16 protein-coding genes are annotated in these 14,098 nt (G+C 74.4%); 5 read left to right on the forward strand and 11 right to left on the reverse strand.

The window, feature by feature from the left end; translation table 11 throughout:
* Positions 1-6: 6 nt before the first annotated feature.
* The 9 genes from WHI96_RS07145 to dxr all read right to left on the reverse strand — a co-directional run bounded on the left by WHI96_RS07145 (position 7) and on the right by dxr (position 8,672).
* Positions 7-390 (reverse strand): DUF3054 domain-containing protein, encoded by a 384-nt coding sequence (locus WHI96_RS07145; protein WP_224403194.1) that lies wholly within the window; start codon positions 388-390, stop codon positions 7-9.
* Positions 391-447: 57 nt separating this feature from the next.
* Entirely contained in the window at positions 448-2,280 is a 1,833-nt protein-coding gene (locus WHI96_RS07150) for a penicillin-binding transpeptidase domain-containing protein (protein ID WP_345642836.1), read from the reverse strand.
* 52 nt (positions 2,281-2,332) lie between these two features.
* Positions 2,333-2,779: a MarR family winged helix-turn-helix transcriptional regulator gene (locus tag WHI96_RS07155; protein ID WP_345642839.1), complete on the reverse strand. Its 447-nt coding sequence runs from the start codon at positions 2,777-2,779 to the stop codon at positions 2,333-2,335.
* A 39-nt stretch (positions 2,780-2,818) separates the two neighbouring features.
* The gene (locus WHI96_RS07160) at positions 2,819-3,529 is read right to left on the reverse strand and encodes a CPBP family intramembrane glutamic endopeptidase (protein WP_345642842.1); all 711 of its coding nucleotides are present in this window, start codon (positions 3,527-3,529) and stop codon (positions 2,819-2,821) included.
* 101 nt (positions 3,530-3,630) lie between these two features.
* Positions 3,631-4,464 carry a GNAT family N-acetyltransferase gene (locus WHI96_RS07165; RefSeq protein WP_251784821.1) on the reverse strand — a complete coding sequence of 278 codons (834 nt, stop codon included), beginning with the start codon at positions 4,462-4,464 and terminating at the stop codon, positions 3,631-3,633.
* Between the two features lie 45 nt (positions 4,465-4,509).
* Positions 4,510-5,667 (reverse strand): flavodoxin-dependent (E)-4-hydroxy-3-methylbut-2-enyl-diphosphate synthase, encoded by a 1,158-nt coding sequence (gene ispG / locus WHI96_RS07170; RefSeq protein WP_174565920.1) that lies wholly within the window; start codon positions 5,665-5,667, stop codon positions 4,510-4,512.
* Between the two features lie 55 nt (positions 5,668-5,722).
* Entirely contained in the window at positions 5,723-6,214 is a 492-nt protein-coding gene (locus tag WHI96_RS07175) for a phosphatase domain-containing protein (protein WP_345642850.1), read from the reverse strand.
* Complete coding sequence (locus WHI96_RS07180) at positions 6,211-7,530, reverse strand: M50 family metallopeptidase (protein WP_345642852.1); 1,320 nt, start codon at positions 7,528-7,530, stop codon at positions 6,211-6,213. Before WHI96_RS07180 ends, WHI96_RS07175 begins: the two co-directional genes overlap by 4 nt.
* Positions 7,527-8,672, reverse strand: a complete 1,146-nt coding sequence (dxr, locus tag WHI96_RS07185) for a 1-deoxy-D-xylulose-5-phosphate reductoisomerase (protein WP_345642854.1) — start codon at positions 8,670-8,672, stop codon at positions 7,527-7,529. The genes WHI96_RS07180 and dxr overlap by 4 nt, the downstream gene beginning before the upstream one ends.
* 73 nt (positions 8,673-8,745) lie before the next feature.
* On the opposite strand from dxr, the gene WHI96_RS07190 reads away from it, so the two are divergent.
* The 3 genes from WHI96_RS07190 to WHI96_RS07200 are packed head-to-tail and all read left to right on the forward strand — an operon-like array spanning position 8,746 to position 10,209.
* A complete protein-coding gene (locus WHI96_RS07190; protein WP_168172194.1) occupies positions 8,746-9,033 on the forward strand; it encodes a DUF2631 domain-containing protein in 288 nt (95 codons plus the stop codon).
* A gap of 7 nt (positions 9,034-9,040) precedes the next feature.
* Positions 9,041-10,021: a non-homologous end-joining DNA ligase gene (gene ligD, locus WHI96_RS07195; protein ID WP_345642860.1), complete on the forward strand. Its 981-nt coding sequence runs from the start codon at positions 9,041-9,043 to the stop codon at positions 10,019-10,021.
* An 11-nt stretch (positions 10,022-10,032) separates the two neighbouring features.
* Positions 10,033-10,209 (forward strand): hypothetical protein, encoded by a 177-nt coding sequence (locus tag WHI96_RS07200; RefSeq protein WP_345642863.1) that lies wholly within the window; start codon positions 10,033-10,035, stop codon positions 10,207-10,209.
* On the opposite strand, the gene mug is transcribed toward WHI96_RS07200, so the two are convergent.
* The gene (mug, locus tag WHI96_RS07205) at positions 10,206-10,778 is read right to left on the reverse strand and encodes a G/U mismatch-specific DNA glycosylase (RefSeq protein ID WP_251784826.1); all 573 of its coding nucleotides are present in this window, start codon (positions 10,776-10,778) and stop codon (positions 10,206-10,208) included. The two genes, WHI96_RS07200 and mug, sit on opposite strands and share 4 nt — an antisense overlap.
* An 89-nt stretch (positions 10,779-10,867) precedes the next feature.
* Here mug and WHI96_RS07210 point away from each other — a divergent pair, with 89 nt between their 5' ends.
* Together WHI96_RS07210 and WHI96_RS07215 are read left to right on the forward strand one after the other, a co-directional pair.
* The gene (locus WHI96_RS07210) at positions 10,868-11,932 is read left to right on the forward strand and encodes an ATP-dependent DNA ligase (RefSeq protein WP_208822446.1); all 1,065 of its coding nucleotides are present in this window, start codon (positions 10,868-10,870) and stop codon (positions 11,930-11,932) included.
* Positions 11,933-12,057: 125 nt separating this feature from the next.
* Positions 12,058-12,921 carry a DUF559 domain-containing protein gene (locus WHI96_RS07215; protein WP_345642874.1) on the forward strand — a complete coding sequence of 288 codons (864 nt, stop codon included), beginning with the start codon at positions 12,058-12,060 and terminating at the stop codon, positions 12,919-12,921.
* 58 nt (positions 12,922-12,979) lie between these two features.
* Here WHI96_RS07215 and WHI96_RS07220 read toward each other — a convergent pair whose 3' ends face one another.
* Positions 12,980-13,972, reverse strand: coding sequence for a LacI family DNA-binding transcriptional regulator (locus tag WHI96_RS07220; RefSeq protein WP_345642877.1), 993 nt, complete (start codon positions 13,970-13,972; stop codon positions 12,980-12,982).
* Between the last annotated feature and the right edge of the window lie 126 nt (positions 13,973-14,098).

Here is a 14,098-nt window from a genome sequence, read left to right on the forward strand (position 1 = left end):
GGACCGTCAGCGGGTCGGGGTGCGCGGGGCCCGCATCCGCGCGACGGCGGCGGAGATCCCCCGCCAGCCCAGCAACAGCACCGCCAGCGAGATCGTCGCGACGACCGCGAACGACAGCGGCAGCCGCCCCAGGAACCCCAGCCGCAGCACGAGCCCGACGACCACGGCCCCGGCGAGCACGACCGCCCCGGCGCGCAGCGACGCCGGCGCCGACCGCACCCACGGCGTCGCCCAGGCCGCCGCGACCCCCAGCGCGAACGGCAGCGCGGTGCCGAGCAGGCCGAGCACGCTGTCGGCCTCGGCGTGGCTCAGCCTCCCGATGGCGGCGAACACCACGACGGCGACGAGGTCGGCCACGAACGCCAGGGCGGGGATCCGGCTGGGGTGCACGACGACCAGGGTAGGGCGCCCGGCACGACGCCGTCCCGCCGCCGCCCGGCCGGTCGCTCAGCGCGGGACGCCCGCCAGGAAGCGCGCCGTCATCTGCACCGCGGGCCCGGACGACCCGCCGTCGACGATGAGGGTGGCGAAGGCCAGGTCACCGCGGTAACCGGTGAACCAGCCGTGCGAGCGGTTGCCGCCGTCCGGGCCCGCGTACTCGGCGGTGCCGGTCTTGCCGTACACCTCGCCCTGCCCGGCGGCGGCCCGCGCCGTCCCGGAGGTGACGACGGCGCGCATCATCGGGCGCAGCTGGTCGAGCACCGCGCGGTCCGGGGTGCCCGGCGCGACGGCGGCCTCGGTCGTCGCCCCGCGGATCAGCGACGGCGTGACGGGCGCGCCGTGCTGGACCGTCGCCGACACCAGCGCCATGCCGAACGGGGAGGCGAGGACGTCGCCCTGTCCGAAGCCGTCGCTGGCCCGCTGCAGGTCGCCGGTGGCGGGCGAGACGGTGCCGGTGATCGTCGTCATCCCGGGGATCTTCCAGTCCGCGCCGAAGCCGAGCGCCTTCCCGGCGTCCGGGAGGCCGCCGGCGGGCAGGCCGAGGGCGAGCCGGGAGAACGTGGTGTTGCAGGACTGCGCGAACGCCTCGGTCAGCGGCACGGTGCCGAGCACGAAGGAGTCCTCGTTGGGGATGGTGCGTCCGTCGATGACGGTGGTGCCGGGGCACTCGACCGGGGACTGCGGGGTGAGGTTCTCCGCCGGCATCGCCCCGTACGCGGTGACGATCTTGAAGGTGGAGCCGGGCGGGTAGCGGCCGGTCAGGGCCAGCGCGCCGTCGCGGTCGGCGGCCGCGTTCTGCGCCACCGCGAGCACCGCCCCGGTGGACGGCCGGATCGCGACGATCATGGCCTGCTCGGGGTCGGCGTCGACGGCGGCCTGCGCCGCGTCCTGCACGGTGCGGTCCAGCTCCAGGGTGACCGGCTTCCCCGGCCCGGCGGGCTGCCCGGCCACCGAGCGGACGGTCTCGCCGCGGGCGCCGACGACGTCGACCGACCAGCCGGGCGTCCCGCCGGCGGCCTTCTCGATGTCGGCGCGGGCGCCCTGCATCAGCTGGCCCGCGAAGCCCTGGTCGGGCGGCAGCAGCCGCGTCGAGGACACGAACCGGACGCCGGGCAGGTCGTAGATGCGGTCGCGGACCCGCTGGTAGTCGGGCTCCCGCAGCACGACGACGGTGTAGGCCTGTCCGTCCGGCACGGCGTTCGCGCCCGCGGTGATGCTCGACGCCGTGATCGCGGGGTCGATCGTGCCCAGTGCGGAGCCGAGCCCGCCCGCGGCCTGCCCGACCTGCGCCGTGTCCAGGGTGACGGTGACGACCGGGGTGGGCGCGAGCAGCGTGGCCCCGCCGGCGTCGAGGACGGGCGCCGGGGCGGCGGTCAGGGTGCGGGTCACCGGGCGCTGGCCGTCGGTGAGGCCCGGCGCGAACGCGGCGGGCGACCAGTCGACCGCCCAGCCGGTGTCGTTGCCCGCGGCGTCGTCGGCGGCGACGAGCGGCAGGTTCAGGGTGTAGTTCCAGGCCCGGCCCTGCCCCAGGTCCCAGGCGACCTCCACCGTCGACGTCGCGCGGTCGCCGTCGGTGCGGGTGCCGGTCACCCGGGCGGTCATGCCGGCCGGGGCGAGGTCGTCACGGGACCTCTGCAGGTAGGCGCCCGCCGTCTCCGCGTCCGTGGTGTAGACGGCCGCACCCGGCGCGTCCCCCGCGGCCCAGGCCGCGACGTACCGCTCGGCGGTCGTCCCGGCACCACCCCAGGGGCGCAGCAGCGCCACCACGACACCCACCGCGACGAGCACGACGATCGCGGCGGCCAGGACCAGGGGGCGCTTCCGCAGGGTGGCGATCACGATCAGCGAGTATGCCGCCCCCGGTGTGAGGCCCGGGTGTCCGGGCGCCCCGTCAGTCCTCCGCCGCGGCCAGGGTCTCGCGCACGGTCCGCAGCATCGCGGTCAGCTCGGCGGTCCGGTCCCGGTCGAGCCCGATGGCCTCCGGCGCGGTGAACTCCTGCACCAGCGGCCGGGCACGCTGCAGCGCGGCGCGGCCGTCGTCGGTGAGCTCCAGACCGGCGCGGCGCCCACGGCCGCCCGGCCCGTCGCGGCGGACGAGGCCACGGGCGACGAGGTCGGTGACCAGCTCCCCCACGCTCTGCGGGCGCAGCAGCACGATCCGGGCGAGCTCGGCCTGCGACGGCGGCGGCCCGCCCGTCCGTTCGCGGTCGGCGAGCTCGGCGAGCACGCCGAAGCCGGTCGCGGTCAGGCCGGCCCGGGCGAACACCCGCTGGAACCCCCGGGCGACGACGTGGGCCGTCCGGATGAGCTCCCAGAGCGGCACGTCCTCGTCGGGCACGGACCGGACGCTATCAGGCGCCTGGTAGCTGCCCGTCGCTCACAGCACCCCGGCGAACGCCAGTGCGACGACCTGGGCCATGGCGTTGTGCACCAGGTGCGTGACCGCCCCCGGCCACACCGAGCCGCTGCGTCGTCGCAGCTCACCCGCGACCAGCCCGACGACCAGCGCCGTCAGGAACACCACGTTCAGCCCGTGCGCCAGCGCGAAGACCACGGCACTGCCCAGCACACCGACGACGGCGCCGTAGCGCAGCAGCGCCGAGGTGACCACCCCGCGGAACAGCAGCTCCTCCCCCAGCGGTGTCAGCACCGCGAGGAACAGCAGCGACAGCGCGACCGACCAGGCCCCGCCGCTGCCCGCGTCGGCGTAGGCGCCCTGGATGTTCTCCGGCTCGATCCCGAGCGCGACCATCCCGACCACCAGCAGCCGGCTGACGACGAACGCCAGGACCGCCCCGGCGGCGCCGAGCAGCAGCCAGCGCACGGACGTCGCCCGCACGCCGAACTCCGGCAGCGGGCGACGCCGGACCGCGACGGCCGCGGCGAACCCGGCGATGCCCGCGATCCCCGACAGCGCCGCGAGGAACAGGCCCCCGGCGAGCGGACCGGGGTCGAGGGTCCGCAGCACCAGCGGTCCGCCACCGTAGGCGACGGCGGCCAGCACGACCAGGCCGACGACGACCTCCACCCACCCCGGGCGCGGACCGGTCCCGGTGACGACCGGCGACGCGGAGCTGGAACGGGACACGACGACCTCCCTGCTCGTGGTGGCGCGGCGGATGTCCGCGGCCACGGCCGAGTCGACACCGTGCCGTTGCGGCACGGTCAAGCACCGCGACCCGATCGCGGTCAGAACAAGACGGTGGCGAACCGCGCGACCTGCACGAACCCGACCCGCTGGTACGCGGCCCGGGCCGGAGCGTTGAAGGCGTTGACGTACAGGCTGGCGCAGCGGCCCATCCCGGCGAGCGCGACCGCGACCGCCGACGTCCCGGCCGTGCCGAGCCCGTGCCCGCGCCAGGCCGGGTCCACCCAGACCCCCTGGATCTGGCCGACGGTGCGCGACAGGGCGCCGATCTCGGCCTTGAACACGACCTCACCGTCGTGGAACCGGGCGAACGCCCGCCCGGACGTGATCAGCTCGGCGACCCGGGCCCGGTAGCCCGCCCCGCCGTCGCCCTCCCGGGGGTCGACGCCGACCTCCTCGGTGAACATCGCGACGGCGGCCGGCAGGTAGCGGTCGAGCTCGGAGATCCGGACCGGACGCACCCGGGCGTCGGGCGCGATCATGGGCGGCCGTTCGAGGGTCATCAGCGGCTGGTCGGGCCGGATCTCGCGGGCCGGGCCCCAGCCCGGTGCGAGCTCCTCCCACAGCGGCAGGACGAGCTCGGCCCGCCCCACCAGCGACGAGCACACCCGTCCGGCCCGGCGGGCCCGGTCGGCGAAGGCACGCAGCGCCGCCCGGTCACCGCGCAGCGGCACCAGGTTCGCCCCGGAGAAGCACAGACCGTCCGCCGGGGCCCCGTGGGACCACAGCTCACCGCCCAGCCGCCACGGGTCGAGCCCGACCGCCTCGATACGGGAGGCGACCATGCACGCGGCGACCGGGTCGGCGTCGAGCACGTCGTGCACCCCGGAGCGGTGACGATCGTCGAGAAGCCGTGCTCCGGCCACCCTCAGCACGGGTTCATGATGCCACGCCGACGCCCGTCCGGTACCGGCACTCGCTCAGCCGACGGTCACCTGCGGTTCACCCGTCACACCGTCCACGCTCTCGCCCATCTCCTCGGCGAGCCGCATGGCCTCCTCGATCAGCGTCTCCACGATCTTGTGCTCGGGGACGGTCTTGATGACCTCGCCCTTGACGAAGATCTGGCCCTTGCCGTTGCCGGAGGCGACGCCCAGATCGGCCTCGCGCGCCTCACCGGGACCGTTGACGACGCAGCCCATGACGGCCACGCGCAGCGGGACCTCCATGCCGGTCAGACCGGCGGTGACCTCGTCGGCGAGGGTGTAGACGTCGACCTGGGCCCGACCGCAGGACGGGCAGGAGACGATCTCCAGCTTGCGCGGGCGCAGGTTCAGCGACTCCAGGATCTGCTGGCCGACCTTGATCTCCTCGACCGGCGGCGCGGACAGCGAGACCCGGATGGTGTCGCCGATGCCCTGGCGCAGCAGCGCCCCGAACGCGACGGCCGACTTGATCGTGCCCTGGAACGCGGGCCCGGCCTCGGTGACGCCCAGGTGCAGCGGGTAGTCGCACTGCTCGGCGAGCAGCTCGTAGGCCCGCACCATGACGACCGGGTCGTTGTGCTTGACCGAGATCTTGATGTCGTGGAAGTCGTGCTCGGCGAACAGGCCCGCCTCCCACATGGCCGACTCGGCGAGCGCCTCGGGCGTCGCCTTGCCGTACTTCTCCATCAGGCGCTTGTCGAGCGAGCCCGCGTTGACACCGATCCGGATCGGCGTGCCGTGGTCCTTCGCGGCCTGCGCGATCTCCTTGACCTGGTCGTCGAACTTGCGGATGTTGCCCGGGTTCACCCGCACCGCGGCACAGCCGGCCTCGATCGCGGCGAACACGTACTTGGGCTGGAAGTGGATGTCGGCGATCACCGGGATCTGCGACTTCTGCGCGATCGCGGGCAGGGCCTCGGCGTCGTCGGCGGACGGGCAGGCGACGCGCACGATGTCGCAGCCGGCCGCGGTCAGCTCGGCGATCTGCTGGAGGGTCGCGTTGACGTCGGAGGTCAGGGTGGTCGTCATGGACTGGACGGAGATCGGGTGGTCGGATCCGACACCGACCGGGCCGACCTGCAGCTGCCGCGTCCTCCGGCGCGGGGCCAGGGTCGGCGCGGGCGCGGACGGCATACCCAGGGAGACGCTCACGACCTCCACTATCCCACCGCGCCGCGGGACCCGCCGTACCCGGTGAGCAGGGGCACTACGTGCGGCCCTGGTTCTCCTGCGCGTCCTGCAGCGTCGAGCTGTGCGGCAGCCAGGTCGCGAGCTCGACCGGCCACCCGTCGGCCTCCAGCACCCGGACGACGGCGGGGTCGTCGTCGAGGATCATCGCGATCTCACGCTCGCGGGCGAGCAGCCGCAGGACCTCGCGCTTGACGTAGCGGGCGGGGCGGTGGTCGTCGTCGGGGCGCATGAACAGCGGCCCGGTGGGCAGGCCGAAGCCCTTCAGCCAGGTCTCGGTCAGCCTGCGGTTCCGCTCGGGGCGACCGGTCAGGTAGACGACGTCGTACTCGTCCTGGGCCGCACGCAGCCGGTCCGCGCCCTCGTCGAGCAGCGGGTCGGCGTGCGCGGCGGCGAAGAACTTCTCCCACCGGTGCACGTCGAGGTAGTGCAGCCGGTGCGAGACGTCGGCGAGGACACCGTCGATGTCGAAGACCGCCAGCGGGCGTGCGCCCTCGGGTGCTGCGCTCACCCGAACAGCCGCACCGGGTTGACGATGTCGGCGATCGCGACCATGACCGAGAACCCCAGGAAGACGATCACGAAGACGTAGGCGACGGGCAGGAGCTTGGCCGCGTCGACCGGCCCGGGGTCGGGGCGCCCGAGCAGCTTCGCGGTGTTGCGCTTGATGGCCTCCCAGATCGCCGGGACGATCTGGCCGCCGTCCAGCGGCGGGACCGGGAGCAGGTTCAGCAGGAACAGCGACAGGTTCACCGCGGCCAGCATCATCAGGAACCGGCTGACATCGGCCTGCCACGGGACGTCCTGCTGGGCGAGGATCTCGCCGCCGATCCGCGAGACGCCGACGACGCCCATGGGGCTGTCCTGGCTCCGCTCCTCGCCGAGGAACGCGGCCCCGAACAGGGCCGGGATGCGGGCGGGGATCTGGGTGATCGCCTCCGCCGTGCGGACGACGCCGTTGCCGATCTGAGCGGCGACGTCACCCGGCCCGAGCTGCGTGTACTGCGTGTCGAGCGCAACACCGAGATAGCCCGCCGTCACCGTGGCGTAGGGGTCCGCAGAGCCCCGTGCCGGCAGGACGTTCGGGATGACGTCGACGGTCAGCGGGATCTGCCGGCCGGCCCGCTCCACGACGACCGGGGTGGGCCCCGACGACGCGCGGATCGCATCCTGGAGCGCGGTACCGTCGTCCGGCCCGAACTCCTGCCCACGGACCGACAGGATGCGGTCGTCGGGCTGGACCCCGGCCGCGAGCGCAGGGGCGAGCGGCGCTCCGGCCGGGCACTCCTGCGGGACACCGTCCTGGACCGCGACGGCCGGGAGCACGCACTTCTCGAGCGACTCGATCTGGGTGGTAGCGGTCGGTACGCCGATCCCCATCAGGACCAGGGAAAAAAGCACCACCGCCAGGATCAGGTTCATGAACGGCCCGGCGAACATGACGACGATCCGCTTCCACGGTGACCGCGTCCAGAACTGCCGGTCCGCGTCCTCCGGCCGCACGTCCATCTGTGACTGCGCCCTGGCGTCGTCCATCAGCCCCTGGAAGGGACCGGTGCGACGGTTGCGGCCCAGCGTCCCGCCCTTCGCGGGCGGCAGCATCCCGATCATCCGGACGTAGCCGCCCAGCGGGATCATCTTGATGCCGTACTCGGTCTCGCCACGACGCACCGACCAGAGGGTGCGGCCGAAGCCGACCATGAACTCCGGGACCTTGATCCCGAACCAGCGGGCCGTGGTGAAGTGCCCGAGCTCGTGCCAGGCGATCGACAGCAGCAGCCCGAAGAAGAAGATCGCGATACCGACGACCGTCCAGACGATGGTCACGTTCCCGCCTTCTCGCGCGCGTGGGCGCGGGCCCAGGTCTCGGCAGCCAGCACGTCGTCCACGGTAGCCGGGTCACCCGTCCAGGCGTCGGCCGCCTCCAGCACCCCGCCGAGGAGGTCGGTGACGTCGGTGTAGCCGATCGCCCCGGCGACGAACGCCTCGACGAGCTCCTCGTTGGCCGCGTTGAGCACCGCGGGCAGGCAGCCGCCCGTGGTCCCGGCGGCGCGCGCCAGCCGCACACCGGGGAACGCGTCGTCGTCGAGGGGCTCGAAGGTCCAGCTCTGCGCGGTGTCCCAGCGGCACGGCGCCGAGGCGCCGGCGATGCGGTCCGGCCAGCCGAGCGCCAGCGCGATCGGCAGCCGCATGTCCGGCGGCGACGCCTGCGCGATCGTCGAGCCGTCGGTGAAGGTGACCATCGAGTGCACGATCGACTGCGGGTGCACGGTGACGTCGATGCGGTCGTAGGGCACCCCGAACAGCAGGTGCGCCTCGATCACCTCGAGGCCCTTGTTCACCAGCGTCGCCGAGTTGATGGTGATGACCGGGCCCATGTCCCAGGTCGGGTGCTTCAGGGCCTGCTCGACGGTCACGTCCCGCAGCGACGCGCGCGACCGGCCGCGGAACGGGCCGCCCGAGGCGGTGAGGACCAGCCGGTCGACCTCGGACTCCCGCCCGCCGCGCAGGCACTGCGCGAGCGCGGAGTGCTCGGAGTCGACCGGCACGATCTGGCCCGGCGCGGCCGCCGCCGACACCAGCGGACCGCCCGCGACCAGCGACTCCTTGTTCGCCAGCGCGAGCCGGGCACCGGTGGCGAGCGCGGCCAGGGTCGGGCCGAGGCCGCGGGAGCCGGTGATGCCGTTCAGGACGATGTCGGCGCCGCACGCGGTGACCAGCTCTGCCGCGGCGTCCGGGCCGTCGAGCACCTCGACGCCGGGCAGCTCCTCCCGCAGCCGCGCCGCCGCCGCGGCGGACGCGACCGCGACCCGCCCGACCCGGTGCGTGCGGACCTGGGACGCCAGCAGGTCCACGTCCGATCCGCCCGCGGCCAGCCCGGACACCGTGAACCCGCCGGCGCGGGTGATCACGTCCAGGGCCTGGGTGCCGATCGACCCGGTGCTGCCCAACACGACGAGTGACTTCATCACCGCACATCATCCTCGGCCCACGAGCTGTGCGACGATGACCCCGCACGGAGCCGGAGCAGGAGGACACACGGTGGCCAGCAAGGCAGTGGCGCACAGCGCAACGACCAGCAAGACCCGCGAGATCGCGGTCGCGTCCGGGGTCGACCCGGCCGACGAGCCGTCGGTCGACTGGGGCTGGCACCAGAACTTCCCCAAGGGTCTGCCGATCGCGGCCGCCGTCACCGGCATCGTGCTGCTGCTGTTCACCATCGGGCACCCGGTGAGCTGGACCGAGTTCCTGTTCTCGGCCGTGCCCGCTGCCGTCTGCCTGATCGGCGCGGTCGCGTACCCGGTCTACCGGCGGCGTCGCCGGCTCTGAGCCACGGGTGGCCGCGCGCGGGGCGGGTGAGCCGGTCGAGCTGACGATCGGCGACCGCGTGGTGCGGCTGTCCAGCCCCGACCGCGTCTACTTCCCGGAACGGGGCGAGACCAAGCGGGACCTCGCCGACTACTACGCCGCCGTCGGCGACGGCGTCGTCCGCGCGCTGCGCGACCGGCCGTGCATGCTGCACCGCTTCCCCACCGGCGTCACCGGGGAGAAGGTGCACCAGAAGCGGCTGCCGCGCGGCGCCCCCGACTGGGTCCGCACCGTCCGCGTGACCTTTCCGCGGTACAACCGCACCGCCGACGAGCTGTGCGTCGCCCATCCGGCCGACGTCGTCTGGGCGGTCCAGATGTCCACCGTCGAGTTCCACCCCTGGAACTCCCGCGCCGCCGACGTCGAGTCCCCCGACGAGTGGCGGATCGACCTGGACCCGATGCCTGACGCGTCCTGGGCCGACGTCCGCCGCGTCGCCGGCGTCGTGCACGAGGTGCTCGACGAGCTGGGCGCGACCGGGTTCCCGAAGACCTCCGGCGGCTCCGGACTGCACGTCTACGTGCGCATCCCACCCGACCACGGGTTCGCCGACGTCCGCCGCGCCGCGCACGCCTTCGCCCGCGAGGTCGAGCGGCGCTGCGACCGCGTCGACCTGTCCTGGTGGCGCAAGGACCGCGACCCGTCGACGGTCTTCGTCGACTACAACCAGAACGCCCGCGACCACACGATCGCCTGCGCCTACTCGGTGCGCGGCACCCCCGACGCGCGGGTGTCGGCCCCGGTGGCCTGGGACGAGATCGACGACTGCGAGCCCCGGGACTTCACGATCGCCACCGTCCCGGCACGCTACGCCGAGCTGGGCGACCTGCACGCCGGCATCGACGAGGCCGTGTTCGGCATCGAGCCGTTGCTGGAGTGGGCCGACCGCGACGAGCGCGACGGCGCGGAGACGCCCGATCTGCCCGATCTCGACGGGGGCGGCCGCTAGGCTCGGCGCCCATGGACGACGGGCCACGCAAGGACAGCTTGAACCGCCTCGGGTACGGGATCGGCGGTGGTCTCGCCGTCGGGTCCGCCGTATGGGTGCTGTCCGGCACGTGGTGGTGGCTGCTGGTCTTCCTCGCCGTCGGCCTGGCGCTCGGGCTGTTCCTGCGCTCGACGACCCCGGGGGCCTAGCCCGGCCCCTGCTCCCGGGCGCGGGCCCGCAGCCGCGCGAACTCGGCGACCATCGCCGCGCGCGACCAGTGCGCGTTGAGCCCCGAGGGGTTCGGCAGCACCCAGATCCCGGTCGTCCCCAGCCGGTCGGTCTGCTCCCCCACCGCCGCGTCGCGCCGCCCGAACGCGGTCCGGTAGGCCCCGATGCCGACGACGGCCAGCCACCCCGGCTCCCGCGCCGCGACGAGCGCGCGCAGCCGCTCCCCACCGGCGACGACCTCGTCGTCGGACAGCTCGTCGGCCCGCGCGGTGGCCCGGGGCGCCATGTTCGTGATGCCGAGCCCGAGCCGCGCCAGCTCGCCCTGCTCGGCCGGGGCCAGCAGGCGCGGGGTGAACCCGGACCCGTGCAGCACCGGCCAGAACCGGTTGCCGGGACGGGCGAAGTGGTGCCCGGTCGCGGCCGACACCAGGCCGGGGTTGATGCCGCAGAACAGCACCCGCAGCGGCGGGTCGCCGGGCCCGGGCAGGACGTCGTCGATCGTCGCGTCCCGCGCCCGCTCCAGCGCCTCCCGGTCGGGCAGTCGTCCCACACCGATCAGTCTGGCGCACCGGGCCGGTCCCCCCTCGGACGGGCGAGCCGGGATGCTCGCGCCGACGATCGAGAGGAGACTCGTCCGCCGTGGACCTGCCCGTGATGCCCCCGGTGAAGCCGATGCTGGCCAAGCCCGCCCCGTCGATCCCCGAGGGCAGGCTCTACGAGCCCAAGTGGGACGGCTTCCGCTCGATCGTCTTCCGCGACGGTGACGAGGTGGAGATCGGCTCCCGCAACGAGAAGCCGATGACCCGCTACTTCCCCGAGGTCGTCGAGGCGGTGAAGGCGCACTTCCCGCCGCGCGCGGTCGTCGACGGGGAGATCGTCGTCGCCTCCGGGAACGCACTGGACTTCGAGGCGCTCCAGCAGCGGATCCACCCCGCGGCCAGCCGGGTGACGCTGCTCTCGACCGAGACGCCGGCGTCGTTCGTCGCCTTCGACCTGCTGGCCCTCGGCGACGACGACCTCACCGCGCGCCCGTTCGCCGAGCGCCGCGCGCTGCTGGAGGAGGCGTTCGCCGGCGTCGCCCCGCCGGTGCACCTCACCCCGGTCACCGACGACACCGCCACCGCGCGCCGCTGGTTCGAGAAGTTCGAGGGCGCCGGGCTCGACGGGCTCATCGCGAAGGACCCGGCCGGGACCTACCAGCCCGACAAGCGCGTCATGACCAAGGTGAAGCACGAGCGCACCGCGGACTGCGTCGTCGCCGGGTACCGGGTGCACAAGTCCGGCCCGGACGCCGTCGGGTCGCTGCTGCTGGGCCTGCACGACGCCCGCGGGGTGCTGGTGTCGGTCGGGGTCGTCGGGGCGTTCCCGATGGCGCGCCGCCGTGAGCTCATGACCGAGCTGCAGCCGCTGGTCACCGACTTCGACGACCACCCGTGGGCCTGGGCGAAGCAGCTGGAGGGCGAGCGGACGCCGCGCAAGTCCGAGACGAGCCGGTGGAACGCCGGCAAGGACCTGTCCTTCGTCCCGCTGCGCCCGGAGCGGGTGGTCGAGGTCCGCTACGACTATATGGAGGGCGAGCGGTTCCGCCACACCACCCAGTTCGTGCGGTGGCGCCCGGACCGCGAGCCTGCCTCGTGCACCTACGAGCAGCTGGAGCGCCCCGTGAACTTCGACCTCGCGGAGGTGCTCGCCGGGCGCGGGTGATCCTTCTCCGTGGAACCCGCACCGCCCTGCGGGGGACCCCGGACTCCGCGGAGAAGGATCACGACTGCGAACGGCTCCCCCGAGTTCGCCCGTGGCGCGCGCGGCTCCCGGCCAGGGTGCGCCGCATGGACCTGGACACGGTGCTGCGCGGCCAGGACGGGGTGTTCTCCCGAGGGCAGGCGCTGGCGTGCGGGATCTCGGGGAAGGCACTGCGCGGCCGGGTCGCCCGCGGCGCCCTGGTGGTCGTCGCACCGGGGGTGTACCGGGCGTCGTCGCACCGGACCACCGCATGGGGGCGGGTGGTGGCCGCCGCGTTGTGGGCCGGGCCGGGCGCCGTCCTCGACGGGCCCGCGGCGGCGTTCCTGCACCGGATGTCGGTGCCCACCACCGCGTTCCCGGTCGTGGGGGTGACCGTGCCCGCACACGCGCGGCGCACACCGCCGGACGGGATCCGGGTCCGCCGGCGCACCCTGGACGCGGCGGACCGGACGGAACGGCGCGGTGTCGCCGTCACGGCACCGGCCCTGACCGCGCTGGAGACCGCCGTCGCCCTCACCGACGGCACCACCTTCCTCGACCGGGTGCTGCAGCGGGGACTGCCCTTCCCCGAGCTGCTCGCCGCGTTCCAGCGCGGGGTCGGCACCCACGGCTGGGCTCGGGCCCGCGAGCTCGTCGTCGAGGCCGCCGACCGGGCCGACTCGCGGGCCGAGCGGCGCCTCGTCGCGCACCTGCGACGGGCGGGGCTCACCGGGTTCGTCCTCGGGTGGCCCTTCGGTCCGTGGCGGGTGGACGTCGCGTTCGTGGCGGAGCGGCTCGCGGTGGAGCTCGACGGCTGGGCGTTCCACTCGGACCCGGCCCGCTTCCGGGCCGACCGGCGCAAGCAGAACGCCCTGGTCGCCGCGGGGTGGACGGTGCTGCGGTTCACCTGGCAGGACGTCCGGGACCGGCCGGGCGACACGGTGGGCCGGATCCGGTCGGCGCTGCGGTGATCCTTCTCCGCGGAGCCCGGCGCACCCTGCGGGGCATCGCAGGCTCCGCAGAGAAGGATCATGGTCGGCAGCCGCAGGACTCCCGGTGCACGAAGGTCGTCGGCAGCCGCAGCGAGCGCCGCTGCGCGTCGGGCTCGGCCATGCGGCGCAGCAGCAGCCGGACCGCCTCGCGCCCGATGTCCGCGAACGGCTGCGCGACGACGGTGAGGCGCGGGCTGAACGCGTCGGCCCACGGGAAGTCGTCGAACGCGGCCAGCGCCAGGTCCCCGGGGATGCGCAGGCCCAGGTCGTGGGCCGCCTGGACGGCACCGATCGTCATCGCGTTGTTGCCGGTGACCAGCGCGGCGGGCCGCCCGGGCGAGGCGAGCAGCTCGCGCACGACGGCGCGGGCGGGCTCGCTGTCCGATCGGCCCTCCACCACCGGCCCGGGCGGGAGGCCGGCCCGGCGCATCCCGAGGCGGTAGCCCGCGAGGCGCTCGACGGTCGTCGCGAGCCCGGCCAGGCCCGCGACGAAGCCGATGCTCGTGTGCCCGGCGCCGGCCAGGTGGGCGACCAGCCCGGCGACGGGCTCGACGTTCTCCGCACCGACCTCGTCCAGCTCGCCGTCGAGCATCCGGTCGACCAGCACCGTCGGCACGCCCTGTGCGGCGAGCGCCTCGAGGGTCGCGGTGGAGTTGCCCGAGGGGGCGAAGAGCACGCCGTCGACGCGGCTGCGGAGCTGCGCGACGGCCGTCTCCTCGTAGCCCGGGTCGTCGTGCGGGTCGGCGAGCAGCAGGGTGTGCCCGGCCGCGGCGGACTCGTCCTCGATCGCGTGCAGCAGCTCACCCAGGTACGGGTTGGAGATCGCCGACAGCGCGAGCCCGACGGTCCGGGTGCGCGCGGTCGCGAGCGAGCGGGCGGCGGCGTTCGGTGTGTAGTGCACCTGCGCCATCGCGGCCAGCACCTGCTCGCGGGTGGTCTCCCGGACGGGCCGGGTGCCGTTCAGGACGTGGGACACGGTCGCGGTGGAGACCCCGGCGAGCCGGGCGACCTCGGCCATGGTCGCGATCACGCACCTCCGAGGCGGGTCACGGGTTGGCGACAGCGTACAGGCAACCGGTTGCGCAAGCGGTTGCTCCACGCATACCGTGCACCGGTCATACTGGACGGACGTGTCCCGGACCACACCGTTGCACAC

This window comes from Pseudonocardia tropica, assembly GCF_040105315.1.
Lineage (GTDB): Bacteria > Actinomycetota > Actinomycetes > Mycobacteriales > Pseudonocardiaceae > Pseudonocardia > Pseudonocardia alni.